Origin of the sequence: Myroides marinus, from assembly GCF_900109075.1 — a bacterium.
GTDB classification, from domain to species: domain Bacteria; phylum Bacteroidota; class Bacteroidia; order Flavobacteriales; family Flavobacteriaceae; genus Flavobacterium; species Flavobacterium marinum_A.
In genome coordinates, this window is sequence record NZ_FNYS01000015.1 from 1 (window position 1) to 20,947 (window position 20,947).

At 33.3% G+C, this 20,947-nt stretch carries 21 protein-coding genes; 11 read left to right on the plus strand and 10 right to left on the minus strand.

Features of this window, described 5'->3' with window-relative positions:
• Positions 1-28: 28 nt before the first annotated feature.
• The 4 genes from BMX53_RS13555 to BMX53_RS13570 all read right to left on the minus strand — a co-directional run bounded on the left by BMX53_RS13555 (position 29) and on the right by BMX53_RS13570 (position 2,856).
• The gene (locus tag BMX53_RS13555) at positions 29-970 is read right to left on the minus strand and encodes an IS3 family transposase (protein WP_143061420.1); all 942 of its coding nucleotides are present in this window, start codon (positions 968-970) and stop codon (positions 29-31) included.
• A complete protein-coding gene (locus BMX53_RS13560; protein WP_074746351.1) occupies positions 889-1,428 on the minus strand; it encodes a transposase in 540 nt (179 codons plus the stop codon). Before BMX53_RS13560 ends, BMX53_RS13555 begins: the two co-directional genes overlap by 82 nt.
• Positions 1,429-1,489: 61 nt before the next feature.
• Positions 1,490-2,068: an RsmD family RNA methyltransferase gene (locus BMX53_RS13565; protein ID WP_038984559.1), complete on the minus strand. Its 579-nt coding sequence runs from the start codon at positions 2,066-2,068 to the stop codon at positions 1,490-1,492.
• Positions 2,065-2,856, minus strand: coding sequence for a DUF3822 family protein (locus BMX53_RS13570; RefSeq protein ID WP_038984560.1), 792 nt, complete (start codon positions 2,854-2,856; stop codon positions 2,065-2,067). The genes BMX53_RS13565 and BMX53_RS13570 overlap by 4 nt, the downstream gene beginning before the upstream one ends.
• A 132-nt stretch (positions 2,857-2,988) precedes the next feature.
• Between BMX53_RS13570 and BMX53_RS13575 the strand changes: the two genes are divergently transcribed.
• Both BMX53_RS13575 and kdsB read left to right on the plus strand, forming a co-directional pair.
• The gene (locus tag BMX53_RS13575) at positions 2,989-4,422 is read left to right on the plus strand and encodes an ATP-dependent DNA helicase (protein ID WP_038984561.1); all 1,434 of its coding nucleotides are present in this window, start codon (positions 2,989-2,991) and stop codon (positions 4,420-4,422) included.
• 66 nt (positions 4,423-4,488) lie between these two features.
• Positions 4,489-5,235: a 3-deoxy-manno-octulosonate cytidylyltransferase gene (kdsB, locus tag BMX53_RS13580; RefSeq protein ID WP_038984562.1), complete on the plus strand. Its 747-nt coding sequence runs from the start codon at positions 4,489-4,491 to the stop codon at positions 5,233-5,235.
• 46 nt (positions 5,236-5,281) lie between these two features.
• Here kdsB and BMX53_RS13585 read toward each other — a convergent pair whose 3' ends face one another.
• Both BMX53_RS13585 and BMX53_RS13595 read right to left on the minus strand, forming a co-directional pair.
• Positions 5,282-6,379: an SRPBCC family protein gene (locus BMX53_RS13585; protein WP_074746954.1), complete on the minus strand. Its 1,098-nt coding sequence runs from the start codon at positions 6,377-6,379 to the stop codon at positions 5,282-5,284.
• Positions 6,380-6,688: 309 nt separating this feature from the next.
• A complete protein-coding gene (locus BMX53_RS13595; RefSeq protein ID WP_038984565.1) occupies positions 6,689-7,762 on the minus strand; it encodes a branched-chain amino acid aminotransferase in 1,074 nt (357 codons plus the stop codon).
• Between the two features lie 261 nt (positions 7,763-8,023).
• On the opposite strand from BMX53_RS13595, the gene BMX53_RS13600 reads away from it, so the two are divergent.
• From BMX53_RS13600 to BMX53_RS13625, 6 genes are all read left to right on the plus strand, one after another.
• Entirely contained in the window at positions 8,024-8,536 is a 513-nt protein-coding gene (locus BMX53_RS13600) for a DUF4920 domain-containing protein (protein WP_063176204.1), read from the plus strand.
• A 2-nt stretch (positions 8,537-8,538) separates the two neighbouring features.
• Positions 8,539-9,003 carry a hypothetical protein gene (locus tag BMX53_RS13605; RefSeq protein ID WP_063176205.1) on the plus strand — a complete coding sequence of 155 codons (465 nt, stop codon included), beginning with the start codon at positions 8,539-8,541 and terminating at the stop codon, positions 9,001-9,003.
• Positions 9,000-9,665 carry a tRNA (5-methylaminomethyl-2-thiouridine)(34)-methyltransferase MnmC2 gene (mnmD, locus tag BMX53_RS13610; protein WP_063176206.1) on the plus strand — a complete coding sequence of 222 codons (666 nt, stop codon included), beginning with the start codon at positions 9,000-9,002 and terminating at the stop codon, positions 9,663-9,665. Before BMX53_RS13605 ends, mnmD begins: the two co-directional genes overlap by 4 nt.
• A gap of 254 nt (positions 9,666-9,919) precedes the next feature.
• Positions 9,920-10,144: a hypothetical protein gene (locus tag BMX53_RS13615; protein ID WP_038984634.1), complete on the plus strand. Its 225-nt coding sequence runs from the start codon at positions 9,920-9,922 to the stop codon at positions 10,142-10,144.
• A gap of 100 nt (positions 10,145-10,244) precedes the next feature.
• A complete protein-coding gene (locus BMX53_RS13620) occupies positions 10,245-10,640 on the plus strand; it encodes a DUF4377 domain-containing protein (protein WP_063176207.1) in 396 nt (131 codons plus the stop codon).
• A 3-nt stretch (positions 10,641-10,643) separates the two neighbouring features.
• Entirely contained in the window at positions 10,644-11,222 is a 579-nt protein-coding gene (locus BMX53_RS13625) for a GNAT family N-acetyltransferase (protein ID WP_063176208.1), read from the plus strand.
• Between the two features lie 49 nt (positions 11,223-11,271).
• Here the strand turns inward: BMX53_RS13625 and BMX53_RS13630 are convergent, their stop codons facing one another.
• Positions 11,272-11,832: a helix-turn-helix domain-containing protein gene (locus BMX53_RS13630; RefSeq protein WP_063176209.1), complete on the minus strand. Its 561-nt coding sequence runs from the start codon at positions 11,830-11,832 to the stop codon at positions 11,272-11,274.
• A gap of 322 nt (positions 11,833-12,154) precedes the next feature.
• Here BMX53_RS13630 and BMX53_RS13635 point away from each other — a divergent pair, with 322 nt between their 5' ends.
• Positions 12,155-13,660, plus strand: coding sequence for a bifunctional ADP-dependent NAD(P)H-hydrate dehydratase/NAD(P)H-hydrate epimerase (locus BMX53_RS13635; protein WP_063176210.1), 1,506 nt, complete (start codon positions 12,155-12,157; stop codon positions 13,658-13,660).
• Positions 13,661-13,744: 84 nt separating this feature from the next.
• Here the strand turns inward: BMX53_RS13635 and BMX53_RS13640 are convergent, their stop codons facing one another.
• From BMX53_RS13640 to BMX53_RS13650, 3 genes are all read right to left on the minus strand, one after another.
• A complete protein-coding gene (locus BMX53_RS13640; protein ID WP_063176425.1) occupies positions 13,745-14,293 on the minus strand; it encodes a GNAT family N-acetyltransferase in 549 nt (182 codons plus the stop codon).
• A 52-nt stretch (positions 14,294-14,345) separates the two neighbouring features.
• Positions 14,346-14,900, minus strand: a complete 555-nt coding sequence (locus BMX53_RS13645; protein WP_063176429.1) for a GNAT family N-acetyltransferase — start codon at positions 14,898-14,900, stop codon at positions 14,346-14,348.
• 558 nt (positions 14,901-15,458) lie between these two features.
• Positions 15,459-18,284 carry an FAD-binding and (Fe-S)-binding domain-containing protein gene (locus BMX53_RS13650; protein WP_063176426.1) on the minus strand — a complete coding sequence of 942 codons (2,826 nt, stop codon included), beginning with the start codon at positions 18,282-18,284 and terminating at the stop codon, positions 15,459-15,461.
• Positions 18,285-19,165: 881 nt separating this feature from the next.
• Between BMX53_RS13650 and BMX53_RS13655 the strand changes: the two genes are divergently transcribed.
• Positions 19,166-20,185 (plus strand): quinone-dependent dihydroorotate dehydrogenase, encoded by a 1,020-nt coding sequence (locus tag BMX53_RS13655; protein WP_063176427.1) that lies wholly within the window; start codon positions 19,166-19,168, stop codon positions 20,183-20,185.
• A gap of 8 nt (positions 20,186-20,193) precedes the next feature.
• Positions 20,194-20,820 (plus strand): LysE family translocator, encoded by a 627-nt coding sequence (locus BMX53_RS13660; RefSeq protein WP_063176428.1) that lies wholly within the window; start codon positions 20,194-20,196, stop codon positions 20,818-20,820.
• Positions 20,821-20,947 lie beyond the last annotated feature (127 nt).

Below are 20,947 nucleotides of genomic sequence, written 5' to 3' on the forward strand. Positions count from 1 at the left end.
TGGACTGACCCCAAAAAGTTGGACTAAGTTATGCAATGTTTTTAATATAATGAGCTCGATATTCTATCGGGCTCATTCCATTTAAGTTAATCCTTATTCTATCGTTATTGTAATATTTAATATAGTCTTTGATCTCTTTACTCAATTCTACTATCGAAGTATATTTCTTCAGGTAAAATAGTTCTGACTTTAGCACTCCAAAGAAATTTTCTATAATAGCATTATCTAGACAATTCCCTTTTCTAGACATACTTTGAATAATGTTATTAGCTTTGAGTTTGTGTTGATATTTTTGTAGTCTATATTGCCATCCTTGATCAGAATGAAGTATAGTGTGGATATGTGCTCTATTCTCTTTTTTCCTTTTTTTAAATGCTTTATCAAGCATGTCAATAGTCTGTTTATAATTGGGTGAAGTAGATAAATTATAACTAATAATCTCTCCATTAAATAAGTCTATAATTGGAGATAAATATAATTTATTTCCTTTTACATTAAATTCTGTCACATCAGTAGCCCACTTTTGATGAGGCTCTGTAGCTTTAAAATTTCGTTGAAGTATATTCTCTGCTTCTTTACCAACATCTCCTCTAAAAGACCTGTATTTCTTAACTCGGATTATGCTTTTAAGATTTGATTTCTTCATTATCTTAGCGATAGTTTTAAAGTTTACAGGTATTCCTAACTCTTTTCTAAGAGCTAATGTGATACGTCTGTATCCATACAATCCTTTGTGTTTATTGTAGATATCAACTACATGTTTGACTAAATTCACATGTTTATCCAAAAAAGAAACACTCTTTATATGGTAATAATAACAACTACGAGCTAGCCCTGCTAAGTGTAGTAGGTGTTTTAAATTATGATCGCGCCTTAGCTCCGTAACTATTACGGCTTTTTCTTTTTGGCTTGCTTGCTTTGAGCCAAGGCTTCTAACTTTTTTAGATAAGCAATTTCTGCACGTAAATATTCATTTTCAATTTTCAATTTTTCTAAATCAGTCATTGAGCTTTTTATCCCAGGAATAGCGCTTTTCTTTGTCATTGAGGTAATTTTTTTGTTTTTCTTTAAATGTACACCCCGATTATCTTCTAAACCCTTAAATCCTTTGCTTTTAAATTTGGCTATCCATTGGAATAAGACAGAAGGATTTGAAATTCTATATCTCACACAGGTGTCTGTCAAAGATAAACCACTATTTTGATGCTCCTGAATAATATGAACTTTTTCTTCTATAGTGAATTTGTTTTTGGAGATTCCTCGTAATCCTTGTTCTCCATAAGCTTCATATAGTTTAAGCCAAAAGTAAAGGTTAAACTCACTAATTTTTTCTGATCCTGAAAGTCCACACATACTGTCTTTCCCTTCCAAAATAATAGTTACTAAACGTAACTTAAACTCGAAATTGTATTTCTGTTTTCTACTCATAAAAAATGCCCCAAAAAGTGTCTAACTTTTTGGGGCATGTCTATTTTTTTATGTTTAGATCTTAATTATCCTCGTCATCCTCATCTTCATCACTTTCTTCTAGTTCGTATTCAAAGAATGTAAATACAGAACCTCCGTAGTTTTTCTCAAAAGAAAAATGTTCTAGATGATCCATTTTAGTAAATTTAGAATGCTCTATTACTACCATTCCTTGTTCATCTACTAAACCATTTGCAAAAATGTCTTTAAGGATTTTTTCAAATTGCTCTTGTGTGAAATCATATGGAGGATCAGCAAAGACAATGTCGTAAGAAGATTGGTGTTTTTCTATAAACTTAAACACATCTGATTTTAAAGGAATGATATTTAAATCTAGTTCTTTCGCTGTCTTTTTAATGAAGTTCACACATCCCATATCACCATCAACACTTACTATTGATTCTGCACCTCTAGATGCAAATTCATAGCTAATATTTCCTGTACCAGAGAAAAGATCTAATATTGTAAGTTCACTAAAGTTGAAGTGATTGTTTAAAATATTGAATAAAGATTCTTTACTCATATCCGTTGTTGGACGAACTGGTAAGTTTTTAGGAGGTGATATACGTCTTCCTTTTAGTTTTCCTGATATAATTCTCATGAATGGAATAAAATGTAATATTGTTTTGGTACTTGGTGATGTAATAATAAATCACCGCTTATAAAGAACTTGTTTTGTACAATGTCTACTTCTCTAATGTAAGTATATGCTTGCTCAAAATAAGTATCATTTTCATCAATTCTACCTAGTAAATGTAAAGGTACAAAGTCTGGGTTTAGAACTAATTGTTCATAGGTAAACAAGATATAATAGATAAAATCTTGTGGTGTTTGATATTGGAATGAATTAAAGAAGATTAATTCTCCATTTTGAACTATAATTAGTTCAAAGTGATCTTTTTGTAGAAAAGCATACGCTTCTTTATTCGGGTTTTGAATAGATTTTTTAAGCAAGTTTTCTACTAGTAGTGTATTGATATTGTGATATGTAAAAGTACCAAATTTATCAATTAGATAGTTGTTGATATTTACATACGGAACATAGACATTGTTTATTTTACTTGTCTCTAATTCATCATAGGCAAAATAATCTGTAGAGAATACTTTAGTAGTGTATTGTAGATAACTACCCATAGATTCTTCACTAAATAATTCTCTAGGGATAAAGGTATTTAGAGAGTTGTCATGTAATACAACTACTTCATCATATTTATCATTTAACTCAATGTGTTTTTGAAAAAACTTATCTAACTGTTCATCTATAGGTTTGGTTAGAGAAATTGCTTCTGATGCAAAGTGAGTAATCTCATGCGCTAATTTATCTTTTATAGCAAATGAGAATTTCTTTAGCGAAACTTGTATTAAAAGTTTGTGATAATTCTTTGACATCGTGTGTTTAAAATATGAGATATAATTGTTTGATAGTATGCAAAATTACACTTTTTTATTGCATTCTTCTAGTCAAGGGCTAAAAAGCTTAGTATCTTTGGAGAGTAATATAAAATATAAGTCAACAATACTATGATAGGTCAACAGTTTTATAAACTACTCCGTCAAAAATTCCCTTATGAATTAACGCTAAAACAAGATATTTTCCTGCAGAAGATAGCTGATTTTGTTACGAATGACAATCCAGATGAATTATTTGTTTTAAAGGGATATGCGGGTACTGGTAAAACGACTTTATTGTCGACTGTAGTAAATGAACTAAGGAGTATTAATAAGTTTTCTGTGATGCTTGCACCTACTGGTCGTGCAGCTAAAGTGATTAGTAATTATTCTAATCGATCAGCATTTACGATACACAAGAATATTTATTACCCTAAACCTAGTAAAGCGGGAGGTACGTTTCAGTACACCATGCGTCATAACAGAAATAGAAATACCATATTCATTGTTGATGAGGCCTCTATGATAGGAGATGCTAGTGCTGGAGATACTTCTATGTACCCACATGGCTCCTTATTGGATGACCTAGTGTATTACGTATATTCTGGTTTTAACTGTAAGCTTATTCTGATAGGAGATACAGCACAGTTGCCACCAGTGAATATGACTATTAGTCCTGCATTGGATATAGATCAGCTTCGCTTTAATTACAATATGGATATTCAACATATTGAGTTAGATGAAGTAATGCGACAAGAAGTAGATTCAGGTATTTTGTATAACGCTACTGAATTGCGTTTAGCTATAGGTTCTTACTTTGCAGATACTTTCCAGTTTCAGTTAAGTGGTTTTAAAGACATTGTTCGTTTAGTAGATGGTTATGATATACAGGATGCTATATATTCATCATATTCTAATAGCGGACCAGAGGAAACAACGTTTATTGTTCGTTCTAATAAAAGAGCTAATGCTTACAATCAGCAAATCAGAGCTCGTATATTAGATAAGGACAGTGAGATCTCTGCAGGAGATTTACTAATGGTAGTAAAGAATAATTACTTCTGGTTAAAGGATTCTACAGTTACAGATTTTATCGCTAATGGTGATATTGTAGAGGTTCTTCAGATATATAGAACAATAGAATTATATGGTTTTAGATTTGCTTCAGTTCGAATCAGAATGATTGATTATCCTGATATGGCTCCCTTTGATACCATGATATTCTTAGATACTTTAACTAGTGAATCTCCAGCTTTATCATATGATCAGATGAATAAGTTATACAATGAAGTGCTACTAGATTATGAAGATGAAATAACTAAATATCGAAAGATGCAGAAGTTAAAAGAGAATGAGTATTTTAATGCACTACAAGTCAAGTTCTCTTATGCTATCACATGTCATAAATCACAAGGTGGGCAGTGGGAGACTGTGTTTATAGAACAACCTTATTTACCTGATGGAATAACAGAAGATTACGTAAAGTGGCTTTATACAGCGATGACTCGTGCTAAAGATAAACTGTATCTGATAGGTTTTCAGGACGAGTATTTTCTTCAAGAGTAAAACTTACTAGAAACAATAGAATTATTAAGTAGAGATATTATATTTGAATATAAATAATAAAGAGATATGAAAGTTATAGCAGTAATTCCAGCTAGATACGCTTCTACGCGTTTCCCAGCGAAACTTATGGAAGATTTAGCAGGCAAGACTATTATTCGTCGTACATATGAAGGTACACTAGCTACAGGGCTTTTTGCTGATGTATTTGTAGCTACTGACTCAGAGCTAATTTATAATGAAATTGTTAGCCATGGAGGTAAAGCTGTGATGAGTGTAAAAGAGCATGAGAGTGGGAGTGATCGTATAGCAGAAGCAGTACGTGATATTGAGGCTGATATTGTTATTAATGTTCAAGGAGATGAACCTTTTGTGAGTAAAGAAAACCTAGAAAAGTTAATTAGTATCTTTAAATCAGATGTAGAGAAACAAGTAGATTTAGCCTCTTTGATGACTCCTATCAATGAATGGGAAGTAATAGAGAATCCTAATAATGTAAAGGTAGTGGTAGATGAGACAAATACAGCATTGTATTTCTCTCGTTCGGTGATACCATATCCTAGAGATAAAGAAGCGAAAGTACAGTACTATCAACACATAGGAGTATATGCTTTTAGAAAACAAGCTCTACTGGAATTTACGACTTTGCCAATGAAGTTTTTAGAAGCTTCAGAGAAGTTAGAACAGTTGAGATACTTAGAGTATGGAAAACGAATTAAAATGGCTGAAACAAAGCATTTAGGTATTGGAATTGATACTCCTGAGGATTTAGAAAGAGCTAAACAGATAATAGCAGATAATCCAGAATTAAAATAATAAAAAAGAGGCTTGCATTAATTAAATGCAAGCCTCTTTCTTTTATTTACAACGCAGGAGCTATAGGCTCTTCTGTTGTTGTATTTTCTGTTGAAGTGTTGGAATTTATAGTACCACTAGCTGTATTACTATGTGTTGGAGTATATACAGGAGTAGTAACAGGGATTATTTGTTGCTCTACAGGTATTTTAATCACTGTTTCCCATTCAGCTGCTAATCTAGAGTCTATTACTGAATTTTTTAGTAGTAATATTATAGGTTGGTCAGCTATCACATTTAATTCTCTATTGTTGATTTCACTTCTAGTTTTGCGTAACGCATCTGGTAAGAAAGTGTAGTAACCACTAAGAGTTGATTCAAAATAACTTTGTTTAGCCAAAGTGTCTATTTTGTACTTCTCTTCCTCATTTAAGAAGATATGCCCTTTAATAGGTAATGCAAACTTGTATTTAAAAATATCCTGAGTTCTATTATTATCTAAGATTAGGAAAGGATCGCCAGCTATTTCTATTTGGTTAGTTTCACAGAACTTAGATAATTCATTATTTAAAGTCTTAAGATCTTCATTAAGCATACCTATAGAAGAAGAAGTTTCTAAATAAAGGTATTGCATAGAAGGCGTTGTTTTAACAGCATCTAATTTGACTTCATATTCTTTATATTGTTTGATAAAGTAGACAATAAAAGCGTCTATGTTTTTATCTAAACTATTTGTAGCTACTTGATTTGGAGTTCCTTTAAAGAAAGTGATAAACTTAGTTTTAAAATCTAGAGTACCGCTAAAGGTAAACGTAATATTAGTTTTATTCTGATTTCCTTTTAGTCTCCAGATGATATTCGAAATCTTATTGTCATTTAAGATATCTTGAGATAAACTATCATAAGGATGGCTATATTCAGGTCTGATACTGTAAGTACCTAAGTTTTCAAGTTCTATATTATATGTCCCATTATTCTCTTTAGAAGACTTCATCCAGTCTGTCCAGTTATCTAAATCATTGATATAATTATAGACAAGCTCTTTAGGAGCATCTACAGAGAATTTGCGCTCTATTTTATATTCAGGACTCTGTGTTAGAATGAACACAAAAAGAGAGACTAGTGCTAGTAGGAATAAAAGAAGGAAATACTGTACAATTTTCATAACAACAACTTAGAGCAATATTACTTTACTTTAAAAGGTTTTTTAATACAAATAGAGAACCTATAAATGCTAAGAAAACAACAAGAACCCATATTCTGTTTTTATAATAGATTCGGTGTAATTTTAAATCTTTTCTATACATTACCACCATTACGATTGTAAAGGCAATGATAAAAAATAGAGCAAACTGCATTTGTCCAGGTGTAAACATAATTATTTTTTAGCAAAAATAGTCAAAAGACTTGTATATTAAACAAAAAAAACGGCAGGAATTCTGCCGTTTTGCAATATGATTTAAATAAATCGATATTAGATTTTTTCAGTCCACCCAAAAGTATCTTCAATTTTCTTTTGTTGGATACCTTGAAGACCAGTTTTTAATTGGATTGCGAATGAGTTATCATCCGATACTTCAGGTAATTGGTAGTATTTTTCTTGGAAAGCAAATCCTTCGATTTGACCTACTGTTACAGCAGTACCAGCTCCGAAGATTTCTTTTAATTCTCCTTTAGCGTGTGCATCGATTAAGTCTTGAACTACGATAGATTTTACTTCTACGTTAATTCCTTTGCTTTTTGCGATGTCTAATAAACTTTTTCTAGTTACACCATCTAAGATTCTTTCACTAGTAGGAGCAGTGATTAGAGTATCTCCAATTCTGAAGAATACGTTCATTGTACCAGCTTCTTCTAATTTAGTATGTGTAGCATCATCAGTCCAGATTACTTGTTGGTATCCTGCTTCTTGAGCTAATTTAGTTGGGTAGAATTGTCCAGCGTAGTTACCAGAACATTTAGTGTATCCTACACCTCCATTAGCTGCACGGCTATAGTGCTCAGCAATTTGTACTTTTACTTTTCCTGAGTAGTAAGTACGAGCAGGAGAACAAATGATGCAGAACATAAATTCGCTAGATGGTCCAGCTACTACACCTTCGTGAGTTCCGATCATAAATGGACGAATATATAATGCATTTCCTTCACCTTGCTTAACCCAGTCTCTATCTAAGTTAATAAGCGCTTTTAATCCATCTACGAATCTTTCTTCATCGATGTGTGGCATAGCCATACGCTCAGCTGATTTATTAAAACGAGCCCAGTTTTCACGTGGACGGAATAACCATACGTCTTCGTTTGCATCTTTATATGCTTTCATTCCTTCAAAGATTGCTTGTCCATAGTGGAAAACATTTGTAGATGGAGCGAAAGACATTGGCCCGTAAGGTTTAATCTCTACTTGTCCCCATTTACCATCTTTGTAATGGCATACTAGCATATGGTCAGTAAATACTGATCCAAACTTCAGATTTTCGAAGTCAACTGATGCAATTTTTGATGTTTCTACTTTTTGAATAGAAATACCGTTGTTTGATTCTAAACTCATTTCTTATAATGTTTTTTTTATTGTCTGTTTGTTACTTATGCTTGCAATGTATTAAAAAAGCAACACATTACAAAATTATCAAAAAAAGTCCTTTAAAATAGTTTCTTGTTGAACTTTATCTAAAATGGAGTGATAAATATTGTTTAATCAAAATTTTTTGCTGAATTTATAATAATCAGTGAAAGATGTTCAGATAAAGTATTTGTTTTTGATGTATTTTTTTGACTTATTTTTGGAGGATTATATAAACTTAATTTTATCATGAATAGAATTGTCGCTTGTTTAAGTGTAGTTGCTTTAGTTTTTATGGGATGTAAAGACCAAGAGAAAAAAGAAGAAACAGCAGTAGTTGAACTTGTAAAGAGTTATGACTATTTCGGAGATAGTATAGTGATGAAGGATGTATTGTCTAAAGAAGCTATGTTAGAGAAGTATCAAAATCTAAAGGAAGGAGATACTATTAAAGTACAGTTCGAGACAACTATTAATGAGGTTTGCCAGAAGAAAGGTTGTTGGATGAATGTGGAGTTACCTGGAGAGAAAAAAGGCTTTGTGCGTTTTACTAACTATGGTTTCTTTGCGCCTATGAATGCAGCAGGTCATGAAGTAGTAGTAGATGGTAAAGCATTTGTTTCTGTTGTATCAGTAGATGAGTTAAAGCACTATGCTAAAGATGCTGGTAAATCAGAAGAAGAGATTGCTGCTATTACAGAACCTAAGATTACCTACGCATTTACAGCAGATGGTATTGCTATCAATAAAGATAAACAATAGACGTGAGTAGTAGAGGATTATCATTAAGTCTTATTCTGTTTGCATTACTTACTTTATTCTCTTGTAAAAAGGAGATAGATACTAAAGATGTAGAAGTAGAAGCAATAGTTAAAGATACTACATCATTTAAGATGTATGAAATGTCTCCATTAGCATCTTTAATGGAGGAAATGCACGCTAAAGGACTTTTTTTAAAAGCACAAATAGAAGAGGGGAAAACTGACTTTGGTGCGTGGCCTGAGAAGCATAAGGAGATATTAACGGCTAAAATGACTGATCCTAGTGATATGGATTTGTTTTTTACTTATCAAGCAGAGGAATACTTAAGATTAGAAAAGATCTTATATGAGAACGTAGAAGGTGATAAAAAAGAACAGTTTAATAATTTAATTAATTCTTGCTTAGAGTGTCATCAGAAGAAATGTGGTGGCCCAATACCTAGAATTAAAAAACTTTTAATTAAGTGAAAAGAAAAGTAATTACTACTTCAGATGGTTCCACATCTATAGAAATGGAAGAGTGGGGAGAAACCTATCACTCTATCCACGGAGCTATTCAAGAAGCTAGACATGTATACATCGAGAGAGGATTTGACAAGATAAATAAACCTGTAATCAAAGTTCTAGAAATGGGCTTTGGTACAGGTTTAAATGCTTTTTTAACCCTAGTAGAAGCTCGAAAGCAAGGTAAGAAAGTAGAGTATCACAGTATAGAAGCTTTTCCTGTTACAGAGCAGGAGAGTAGTGCACTAGATTTTAGTGCACTATATAGTACTAAAGAAGATGAACTACTTTTTAAACAGATGCATCAATGTAGTTGGAATGAGCTAAACGAAATTACACCTAATTTTACCTTACATAAGATTCACAGTACCTTTGAAGAAGCAGTTGTCAACCAATGTTTTTTTGACGTTGTTTACTTTGATGTCTTTGGTTATCAGTTTCAACCTGATTTATGGTCTGTCGAAATTTTTAAGAAAGTATATGATGCTTTAGATACAACTGGTGTATTGGTTACTTATGCTTGTAGAGGACCAATTAAAATAGCGATGAAAGAAGTAGGTTTTACTACTGAGAAGGTAGAAGGACCTCCAGGAAAACGAGAAATGTTAGTCGCTTATAAGCTGTAGTAGAAGTGGAGCTTCTACAGTGTTTAAAAAGATCTTAATCCGTCAGATTTATTGTTTATCAAGTAAAATGAGTTATTTATTGAAGTTTATATTACATATAATGTATGTTTATATGATTTCGAAGGTTAATTATTTGTTATTCGGTTATTAATTTTGTGTGATTAATTTTATTTTAAGGTTAACTCTGCGTATTTGTTTTTTATTTTAACACAAAGTGTGTATGTTTGTTCATAGAAAAAGAAAAAAAAGTAGTTATGAATAAACGAATGATGTTTGAACACAATATACATGTTCTAAAAAATGTCAGCTTCGATTCAGTGTTGTTTTGTAAAGAATTAAATAAAGCGATGCATACATTATTGCCTTATGATGTAGAACAATTGATAAACTGGGTAAATGAATTTTTAATAGATAAACCAGAACTCAAAGCGGATTTATCCTTATTAAATGAAGAAATATTAGAGCTTGCCTACGCTTAGTGGCAAGCTTTTTTTATATCCGATATTTTAATTGCTCTTATAAAAACGGTGTTTTGAGGATTAAATACTTATTTTTACCACAGATGAAAAACTATAAGTAATGAGAAGAGTAATTTTATTAATGGCTTTATCGGTAGGTATATTTATTTCTTGTAAAGATGCAAAAACAGATGAAACTAATACTACAGAAACAGAACAAACAGAAATCCCTCAAGTAGGAGAGCACGCCGAAGATATCAATAGTGTTAAGGTATTGTATGTAGCCTCTACATTAGATGAGTGTGTTGGTGCTGCTCCTAAGAAATGTCTGATGGTAAAAGAAGAAGAAGATGCTCCATGGGAGTTAATGTATCAAGATATAGAAGGCTTTGATTACCAAGAAGGGTATGAATATAAGATTGAGGTAAAGAGAGAAGAAGTATCTAATCTTGCTGCAGATGCACCTTCTATTAAATATGTTTTAGTGAAGGAGATTTCTAAAGAGAAAAAAGGATAGGTCATGCAGGATGTCGTTTTAATGGATGACAAGATCATTCTTAAACCCTTAGAAGCTTATAACTATGAGGATTTAGTTGATTATGCTATTTCTCAACCTGATATTTGGAAGTATGCTACTGTAGGATTAGAGGGAGCTGATGGAATGAAAGCATATATAGAAACAGCTTTAGCAGATAGAGCTATTGGTAAATCATATCCTTTTATTGTATTTGACAAGCAAACCGAAAAGTATGTAGGATCTACGAGATTCTATAATATTGATCAGAAGAATAAGACACTTTGGTTAGGATATACCTGGTATGCTAAAGAAACCCAAGGAACAGGTGTAAATAAACACGCTAAATATTTATTGTTTCAATATGCCTTTGAAGTAATGGGAATGGAACGAATAGAGTTTAGAGTAGACAATACTAATGAAAGAAGTAAAGCTGCTGTAAAAAGTATTGGATGTACGTTAGAAGGAGTATTGAGAAGTGAGATTATAATCAATACAGGAAGACGTCGTGATACTGCTGTGTTTAGTATTCTTAAAGACGAGTGGTTTAGCCATGCTAAAGAAGCTTTAGAACGCAAATTGTAATAGCCTATAAATAATAAAAGACGAACTGTGAGGTTCGTCTTTTTTGTTGTTATATTTTATCTATCACTTTGCGTCTTTCTGCTCCTGTAGTTTTAAAGTGAGTAGGAGTAAGTCCGGTTACTTTCTTAAACTGTTTACTTAAGTGTGCTACACTACTGTAGTTTAGTTGATAAGTAATCTCCTTTAGACTTAGTTCATCATACACTAGTAGCTCTTTTACCTTTTCTATCTTTAATTGAATAAAGTACTGTTCTATTGTAGTGGATTCTAATTGAGAAAATAAAAGACTAAGTGCGTGGTAATCCATTTGCATTTTATCAGCGATATAAGCAGATAAAGGAACTTGTAGATTAGCGTTATCTTTCTGTACTAGTTCTATTAATATTGTTTTTATTTTGTCTACTGTTTTACTCTTTTGGTTGTCTAGTAGTTCAAAACCTATTTTCTGAAGTTTGCTCTCTACTTCTTTAAGTTGTGCAGAAGTTAATCCTTCTTTTATTTCGACTTCACCTAGTTCTATTTTGACAGGAGTGTATTTTGCTTCTGATAGTAGGTTGTCTACTGCCATCTTACATCTTTCACACACCATGTTTTTTATATATAGTTTCATAATATGATCTCTTATTAAAACTCAAAGATAATAAATTTATACCTAGACATCCAGATGTAATAATAGACTTATTAATCTTAGATAATTATACAAAAGTAAGTAGCAAGTTGGCATAATGCGTATTTTGTTGTTTCTGTTTTGATGAGAATTATAGTTAATAATCCTTTTTTTGATACTTATTTTATATAATTAGTATTAGTCAAAGTGCGAATTAGTATGTTCTTTCGCAGTTATATAATTCAGTCAGTCATGGGCTTATACTATGTTTTTCAATACTTGTATTTGCTACCTTTACTCGTGATGAATAACTATAAATAACGATATGAAAATTTTCACCACTGCACAAATGCAAGCATTGGATAAAGAAACAGTATCCAATCAGTATATCTCTTCATTTAAATTAATGGAGAGAGCGACAACAAAAGTCTTTGAGAGATTACAGACAAGACATAAGTTGTATCAAACCTCGTTTGTTATTTTTTGCGGAATAGGAAATAATGGAGGGGATGGATTAACGTTAGCTAGATTGCTAAAAGAAGGAGGTGCAATGGTGAAAGTATTCTTAGTGCAAACCAAGAAATACAGCCCTGACAATGCACAAAACCAAGATCTATTAGAAGATAGAGATATCAATGTAGAGAAATTTACTACTAAGAGTAAATTAAAGGTAAAGAAAGACGACGTCATTGTCGATGCTTTATTTGGTATAGGACTACACGATCCATTAGAAGAAGAATGGCGTCCCATATTTGATTTTCTGAATGAGACACCTTGCTTAGAACGTATATCTATAGACATCCCTTCTGGATTATTGGCAGATGTAAGTACTCCTAAAGACGCTATCGTATTTAAAGCAGATATCGTCTATACATTCCAGTTACCTAAGACAGCGCTGTTATTGTCTGATGCTAAAGACTATGTAAAGGAATTAGAGATACTTGATATCGGATCAGATATTGAATGTATTGAAAATACGAAGTCGGATAGCTATTACGTAGAACAAGAGAAAGTAAAGGGACTTGTAAAATCAGGAACTAAGTTTAGTTCTAAAGATGACTTTGGGCGCGTATTATTAATAGGCGGAAGTAAAGGTATGATAGGAGCTATGACACTAGCTGCTAAGTCCGCTATGTACACAGGTAGTGGTGTAGTGACGGCTTATGTGCCTAACTGTGGATATACTATTATGCAAACTGTAGTACCAGAGGTGATGTGTGCTACTGGTGACAATGAGAATCATATTACTACATATCCTTCTTTAGAGCATTATAATGCTGTAGGAATAGGCTGTGGTATAGGCCTGCATAAAGAAACAGCTACTGCCTTAATCACCTTCTTAAAAGAGAACAAAGACAAAAAGTTAGTAATAGATGCTGATGCCCTTAATATTATAAGTGAGCATAAATGCTTAGATAAAGTACCTGCAGAGAGTATCCTAACTCCTCATGAGAAAGAGTTAAAGAGATTAATAGGAGAGTGGGATAATGACTTTGATAAAATAAGTAAAGTAAAAGCATTAGCTAAGAAACACAATATTGTATTTGTATTAAAAGGAGCTCATACAATAACTATTGCTCCTGACGAAACTGTATATTTTAATTCATCAGGTAACTGGGGAATGGCTACTGCGGGAGCAGGAGATACGCTAACAGGTATGATCACATCGTTAGTAGGACAAGGATATACGAGTAAGGAAGCAGCTATTATAGGAGTGTATTTACACGGATTAGCAGGTGACTGTGCTATAGAAACTATACATCCACATAGTTTAATAGCATCAGATATCAGTAAACATATCAGTACCGCATACAATAGATTAGTAGATTAAGAATTGTAATAACATAATAAGGCTATCTCATTGAGATAGCCTTATGTTTTTTATTTTCTGTGATTTTGTGAGTAGTAAATAGATTCACTTATTCAGTTTTGAATAAATAACAGTATCTAAGAATATCCCATTAAAGAAGAAGTTTTCTTTTAAGTGGCCTTCTTTTACAAATCCACATTTTTCTAATACCCTTCTAGAACCTACATTCTCAGGATTTACTAATGCCTCTATAGAGTGTAATTTTATAGTTGAGAAACCATAATCTACTGCTTTAGTAAGCGCCTCTGTCATATATCCTTTTCCATTGTATTCAGGCAAAATCATATAACCTATTTCTGATCTAAAGTGATCTAACTGAAAATGCGGATAACCAATAGTACCAATCATTTGACCACTCTCTTTTAAATAGATTCCCCAGTTAATACATTCATTGAGGTTTATTTTATCATCTACTGCCTGTATGTGTTTTTTTGCATCGTCTAGCGTTTGCATCAGAGGCCTAGGAATATATTGCATAGCAGTAACATTAGAGCGTAGAGTATACATTGTACTAGCCTCCATAAGAGTAATGCGTTTTAATACTAATCGCTCTGTCTCTAGCTCCGGAAATGGGATAAAGTTTATATCAAGCATGCTTTCTGCTTTTTGTTATTTTGTTTTCTGTGAATTGAAAACAGATTGTCTATTAAACTCCCTTATTCAGCTTTGAATAAATAACAGTATCCAAGAACTTTCCATTAAAGAACCAGTTCTCTTTTAAGTGTCCTTCTTTTTCAAAACCACACTTCTCTAATACCTTAATAGACCCAATGTTATCTGGATCTACTAATGCTTCTATAGAGTGTAGCTTCATAGTAGAGAACCCATAATTGACAATAGCCTGAAGAGCCTCTGTCACATAACCCTTACCATTAAACTCTGGCAATGTACTGTATCCAGCTTCTGATCTGTAATGCTCTAGTTTCATGCGATAGAAACCAATATTACCGATCATCACATTGTTTTCTTTTAAGGTGATTGCCCAATTGACACATTCTTTTTCCTCCATCCTCTTATCGATAGATTGAATATAGGTTTCTGCCTCTTCTAGTGATTGAGTTAAAGGCACAGGTATGTATTTCATTATTTCAGGGCTAGAGCGCAGTGTAAATACTGTGGGCGCATCATTTATATCTAAACGTCTAAGGATAAGTCTTTCCGTCTCTAGTACAGGAAATACAGATAAATCTATTTGTAACATATTGCTTTTTGGTTGTTGTTTTTTAATACAGAGAGTAATTCTATCTCTCATTAGAAACAAATCTAACTAAAAAAAGAACACAGAGAATAAGGAGTGAATGAGAAAGGAAAAAAGATAGACACATAATGCAATTCCGTATATCATGCCTTCTTAGTACACAATAGTAGGGGCGTAATACTTTACGCCCTATCCAGTATATCATGTCTGTTTTTTAAAATATAAAAGCACAGAATACATTCTACGTTATCTTTGATTTAGTATATCAATGTAGAGACGGATTATTATCCGTGTCACGCAATACAGATCCACCAACAACTTCTATGGTTATTGTCACCTTGACGTCAGGAAAGGTCGCATCCTATATGGATATACAGTATGGAGTTACGAGTGCGATCTCTCCTTCGTCGAGATGACAATCTTTACGGATATTGATTGTTTCTGTGTGTTTTCTTAGTACACAATGATAGGGGTGTAACACTTTACGCCCTATCCTGAATATCATGTCCTGTCATTACAAAAAAACGAAATCACAAAATCACGAAAAAACAAATCCCATAATTACTTAGTTACTTCATCTATCAGATAGAAGATAGACTTAAAGTTTACTCCTCCATATTCCGTCAGCCCTATTTCGCAAGTACGACTAGTAGAGAAAGCATCCTTAGTACCAGTAGGTATCTGTTCTTTCAGATGTCTATTTCCATGTTTGTTTAACTCTGGGAAAGTGAATCCTCTATCTCCAGCAAAACCACAACAGTTACTATCTATATAATTAACTTTTTCGGCACATAGTTTAGTCAATTCTAATAATTTCCCTTCTAAGCCAACTTTTTTAACCGAACAAACAGGGAATACACTAATTTCTTTTCGTGGATTCTTAACAGGTAACAAAGGCATCACAAAGTCTAACATAAACTCTATAGGGTCATACATCTTTAGTTTACCTCCTTGATGAGCTTCGTGAAAGGTATAGAAGCAAGGGCTCATATCAAATAAGACCGGGTACTTACCATCTTCAGTAGCTTTTAGTAAAGCAAGCTCTAATTCAGAAGATTTAGTATGCCCTTCTTCTTTTAAACCTTTACTGCTAAATGGCATTCCACAGCACATATTATTTACATTCTCAGGATAGATGATTGTAAATCCAGCACGTTTAAGTAGTTCTACTGTTTTAGCCGTTAAGTCAATATCTGATTTAGGATAATCATTTGATTTACCCATTGTTCTATTAATACAAGAAGGGAAGTACACTACTTTTCTCTCTTGTCCAGCATTGATGACTAAGTCCGTTATTTTATGTTTATTGCCCTTAGGCATTGCTACATTCCATTGAGGTATTTTATTACCTGATATTTTGCGCATACCGCTTGACATAGTCGTCATAATCTTGTTGCCAAGGATATTTTGGAACACTCCAACCGTATTAAGAGCAGTACGTCCCATAGATGTCACTCGCTCCATATTTTCGACGAAGTATTCTGCGTTCTTTCTATCCTTCTCAGTGATAGCGCTATGACGGATATCTTTAATATATTTACCCGTATCTATCTTCACAGGGCATGCTAAAGCACAAAGCCCATCAGTAGCACAAGTCTCATCAGAGTAGTAATGTGCACTGTTGACTAAGTTCTCTAATTCTTCTGTATTTTGTCCCAACGCTTTTAAGCGTGCTATTTCTCGACCTACTACGATACGCTGTCTTGGCGAAAGTGTTAATCCTTCTGATACACAGTGTGATTCACAGAACCCACATTCTATACATTTATCTACAATCTCATTAGTGGCAGGCGATGCCTTAAAGTTTTCTAAGTGAACATGAGGGTTAGCATTGATAATCACTCCTGGGTTAACTAAGTTATGCGGATCAAAGATAGTTTTGACTTTAAGCATAATATTATAAGCCTGTTTACCCCATTCTTTTTCCACAAAAGGAGCCATATTACGACCTGTACCGTGCTCTGCTTTTAGCGAACCGTCAAATCTATCTACAACCAACTCTACTAAGCCATCCATCAATCGAGCATATCTGTCAATCTCCTGTTGTGTAGAAAAGTCTTGAGAGAATACTAAGTGTAAATTACCTTCTAAAGCATGACCAAACAAAACTGCATCATCATACTTTAATTCTGCAAACAGAGCTTTCATTGCGATACATGCATCTGCTAATTTCTCTACAGGGAAAGCAACGTCTTCGATGATACACGTAGTACCTGTTTTTCTTAGCGCTCCTGTAGTTGGTAGTAACCCATTTCGGGCTTTCCAGTTAAAGGCATATTGTTGAGGTTCTGAAGTAAATTCAAACGGCTTATAAGTAGGTGTAGAAGCAACAGCCTCTCTTATCTGTTGTTGCTTAGTAGACATTTCTTCTTCATTCTCCGCCTGTGCTTCTACTAATAAGATACATGCTGTATCTGGTAAGGTCTTAAAGTATTCTGGAGCTAAAGGCTCATCCTCTATAGACTTGATACTGTTTCTATCCAATAGCTCTACTGCTGCCACAGGACTTTTCTTTAAAAAAGGAACTGCCTGACATGCCTGTTCTATCGTTTCGAATATCATTAGCGTACAGGCTTTACGCTTGTAGTTAATTACTGTATTATAGGTAATATCTGAGATAAACGCCAGTGTACCTTCAGATCCTATCATGATGTGTTTGATGATTTCGTAAGGATCGTGGTAATCTATAAAAGCGTTTAAGCTATATCCAGTTGTGTTTTTGATTTTAAACTTGCGTTCTATTCTATCGTAAAGTGTTTGATCTGTGTGAATAACATCTCTTAGACGTTCTATTTCTTTAATAATTTCAGGGTGCTTATTTGCAAACTCTTTTTTACTTTCCTCATTTGATGTATCTAATACTGTTCCATCGTATAACACGATTTTGATATCAGCGATAGTATTATAAGAGTTTTGCGAAGTACCACAGCACATTCCACTTGCATTATTAGCGGCGATACCACCTATCATAGCCGCATTAATAGAGCCTGGATCAGGACCTATCTTACGTCCATAGGGAGCCAATATAATATTCGCTCTACCACCGATAATACCAGGTTGGAACTTTGCTTGAAGCCCATTGTTTAAGATTTCATAGTTTTTCCACTTATGTGTAGCTACCATTAACACAGAGTCAGTTACTGCTTGCCCAGATAGACTTGTTCCTGCTGCTCGGTACGTCACTGCTATATTGTGCCTAGTTGCAGTCTGCAATGTAGCTACTGCCTCTTCGTGATTGTGTACTTGAACAACTATTTTAGGAACTAAGGTATAAAAACTTGCATCAGTACCATACGCTAATAACTGTATCGGATTGGTGATAATCCTATTGATATCGATGTGATTAGCTAGTTCATTTTGAAACTTTTGATATTGTAATGGTAACATAATATTAATCTCTTTTATTACGCTACAATTTACAAAACATCTCAAAAACAAAGGGAAGTAAAGGTTTGTTTATACTGGGTTTAAATAAGTGGTGTGTTACCCATAATATACTGTACTAATTTTAGGAGATATCTCGCGTGAATTACCATAGTACTAGGTTAATATAAAGAAAACGTTAAGGAAGATATATTTAACGCATACTTATGTTCTGCTAAATCCTTCGGTTTTTTAGTGTTATTTAATCAGAACAAACAGATGCGCTGCTCAAACTAGTTTATAGGACAATAAGATATCAATAAAAGGACAATTGTTCGACAAAATGCCTTTCTACTCAACTAATCTCGGAGTATTGTCCATGAATTGTCCAAGAATCTTCATTGAAGTCACTGTTTATAAGCACTTAGAAGGGGAGTGATATTCAGTAAGATTAGTGTTTGTTTTGGTAATTAGCTGTAATTAAGTTGTTTATAATGTTTTGTAAATAAAAAAGTTAAGGTTGTTTTTTTATTTTTTGTCTCAAAATAAGAGGTAAACAAGGCTTTTTTGAAAAAAATAGGTTGAAAGTTGTTTAGAATAAGGGAGTTTTTGAGAGAAGTAAGTGGATTTTTAGAAAAAATGAGTTGTCTTTTTTTGAAGTAAAAAGAATTAGGGAAGGATACTGTAGTTACATTATTCAAGAATGTGTTGATTCTAAAGTGGTATAATTATAGGATTAGTAACATTAATCAAACAGATTAAGTCTTTTGTTTATAGTAATTTATGTGTTTTATTATAGAGTTTGTAATAATACTAAAAACCTTAAAAATACTGTTGTGAAATCAAGAGGCAAAACACTACCTTTGCACCAAATTTACACACACAACAACACAAAGTAATTTAGCATGTATAAAAGCATTATTAAGCCTATACTTTTTAGGTTTGACCCAGAGAAAGTACACCATTTTACTTTCGGAGCTCTTAAGTTCGTTAATAGTATCCCTGGCGTATCCGCACTTATTCGCGCCAACTGTCAAGTAAATGATCCTCGATTAGAAAGAGAAGTCTTTGGACTAAAGTTTAAAAATCCAGTAGGATTAGCTGCAGGGTTGGATAAGGATGCTAAGTTATATAGTGAGTTAGAAAACTTTGGATTCGGGTTTATCGAAATCGGTACATTAACCCCAAAAGGACAACCTGGTAATGATAAGAAAAGATTATTCAGACTTAAAGAGGATAACGGTCTTATCAATAGAATGGGGTTTAATAATGGAGGTATTGAGGAAGCAATAGAGCGCCTTAAGAAGAATAAGGGAACTCTTATCGGAGGAAACATTGGTAAGAATAAGGTGACTCCTAATGAGAACGCTACTGATGATTATGAAATCTGTTTTGAAGCACTATTTCCTTATGTAGATTACTTCGTGGTGAATGTGAGTTCTCCTAATACTCCTAATCTTCGAGCATTACAAGACAAAGAACCTTTAATGGCATTACTTAATGCGCTACAGGTAAAAAATAATCAGAAAGAAGCTCCTAAGCCTATTTTGCTTAAGATAGCTCCAGACTTGACAGATGAGCAATTATTAGATATTATCGAGATAGTGGAGGAGACTAAAATAGCAGGTGTAATCGCTACTAATACTACGATAGATCGCAGTAATCTGAAATCAATCAACCAAAAAGAGACAGGTGGACTTAGTGGAAAACCATTAACGAAACGCAGTACTGAGGTGATTAGATTCTTATCTGAGAAGAGTAATAAATCGTTCCCTATCATAGGTGTTGGTGGTATACACTCAGCGGAGGATGCGATAGAAAAATTAGAGGCTGGTGCGAGTTTAATACAACTTTATACAGGCTTTATATATGAAGGCCCAGGCTTGATCAAAAAGATTAATAAAGCCTTATTATCTAAATACTAGAATTAATTATGTCAACAGAAGTATTATATACTTTTTTTATAACTTGTTTTTTATTGATTATCACTCCAGGGCCAGATATTTTATATGTGGTGTCACAGAGTATTACTAGAGGGCGCAAATATGGATATGCAATAGTAGTAGGACAGATGGGAGGATTGTTATTCCACTTATCACTATTCGCCTTTGGGGTATCTGCCTTGATTACTCAGTCAGAGTTGCTGTTTAAAGGAGTTAAGTTATTTGGAGCTCTATACCTATTTTGGTTGTCTTATAAAGTATTTCAAGAGGAGAATGTAATCGTGATAGATGAATCTACTTCGGGTAAGAATGATAAGACTTTTATGGGATTTGTGCGAAAAGGACTATTGATGAATGTGATGAATCCTAAAGTAATGATGTTCTTCTTAGCCTTGTTTCCTGGTTTTATTACAGAGGCTGCAGGTAGTGTTCAGAAACAAGTATTCGTATTAGGAAGCGTGTTTATAGCAGAGGCAGTAGTGATATTCTTTATCATCTGTAGTGTGGCTGCTAAGCTGACTAATTATATGAGAGATAATAAATCTGTCAATTTGTTTTTAAAATGGTTGCAGATTATCGTTTTTAGTGGGTTAGGAGTATATCTTCTAGTTAGCTAAGAGAAATAAAGAATAAAAAAAGGTTCTAAGGACGTGGTCTTTAGAACCTTTTTTACGTTTGTATAATTCTATGTTACAGTAAATCAGTAGAATTGATTTAGTGGAATGGAAGAAAATAAAATAAAGA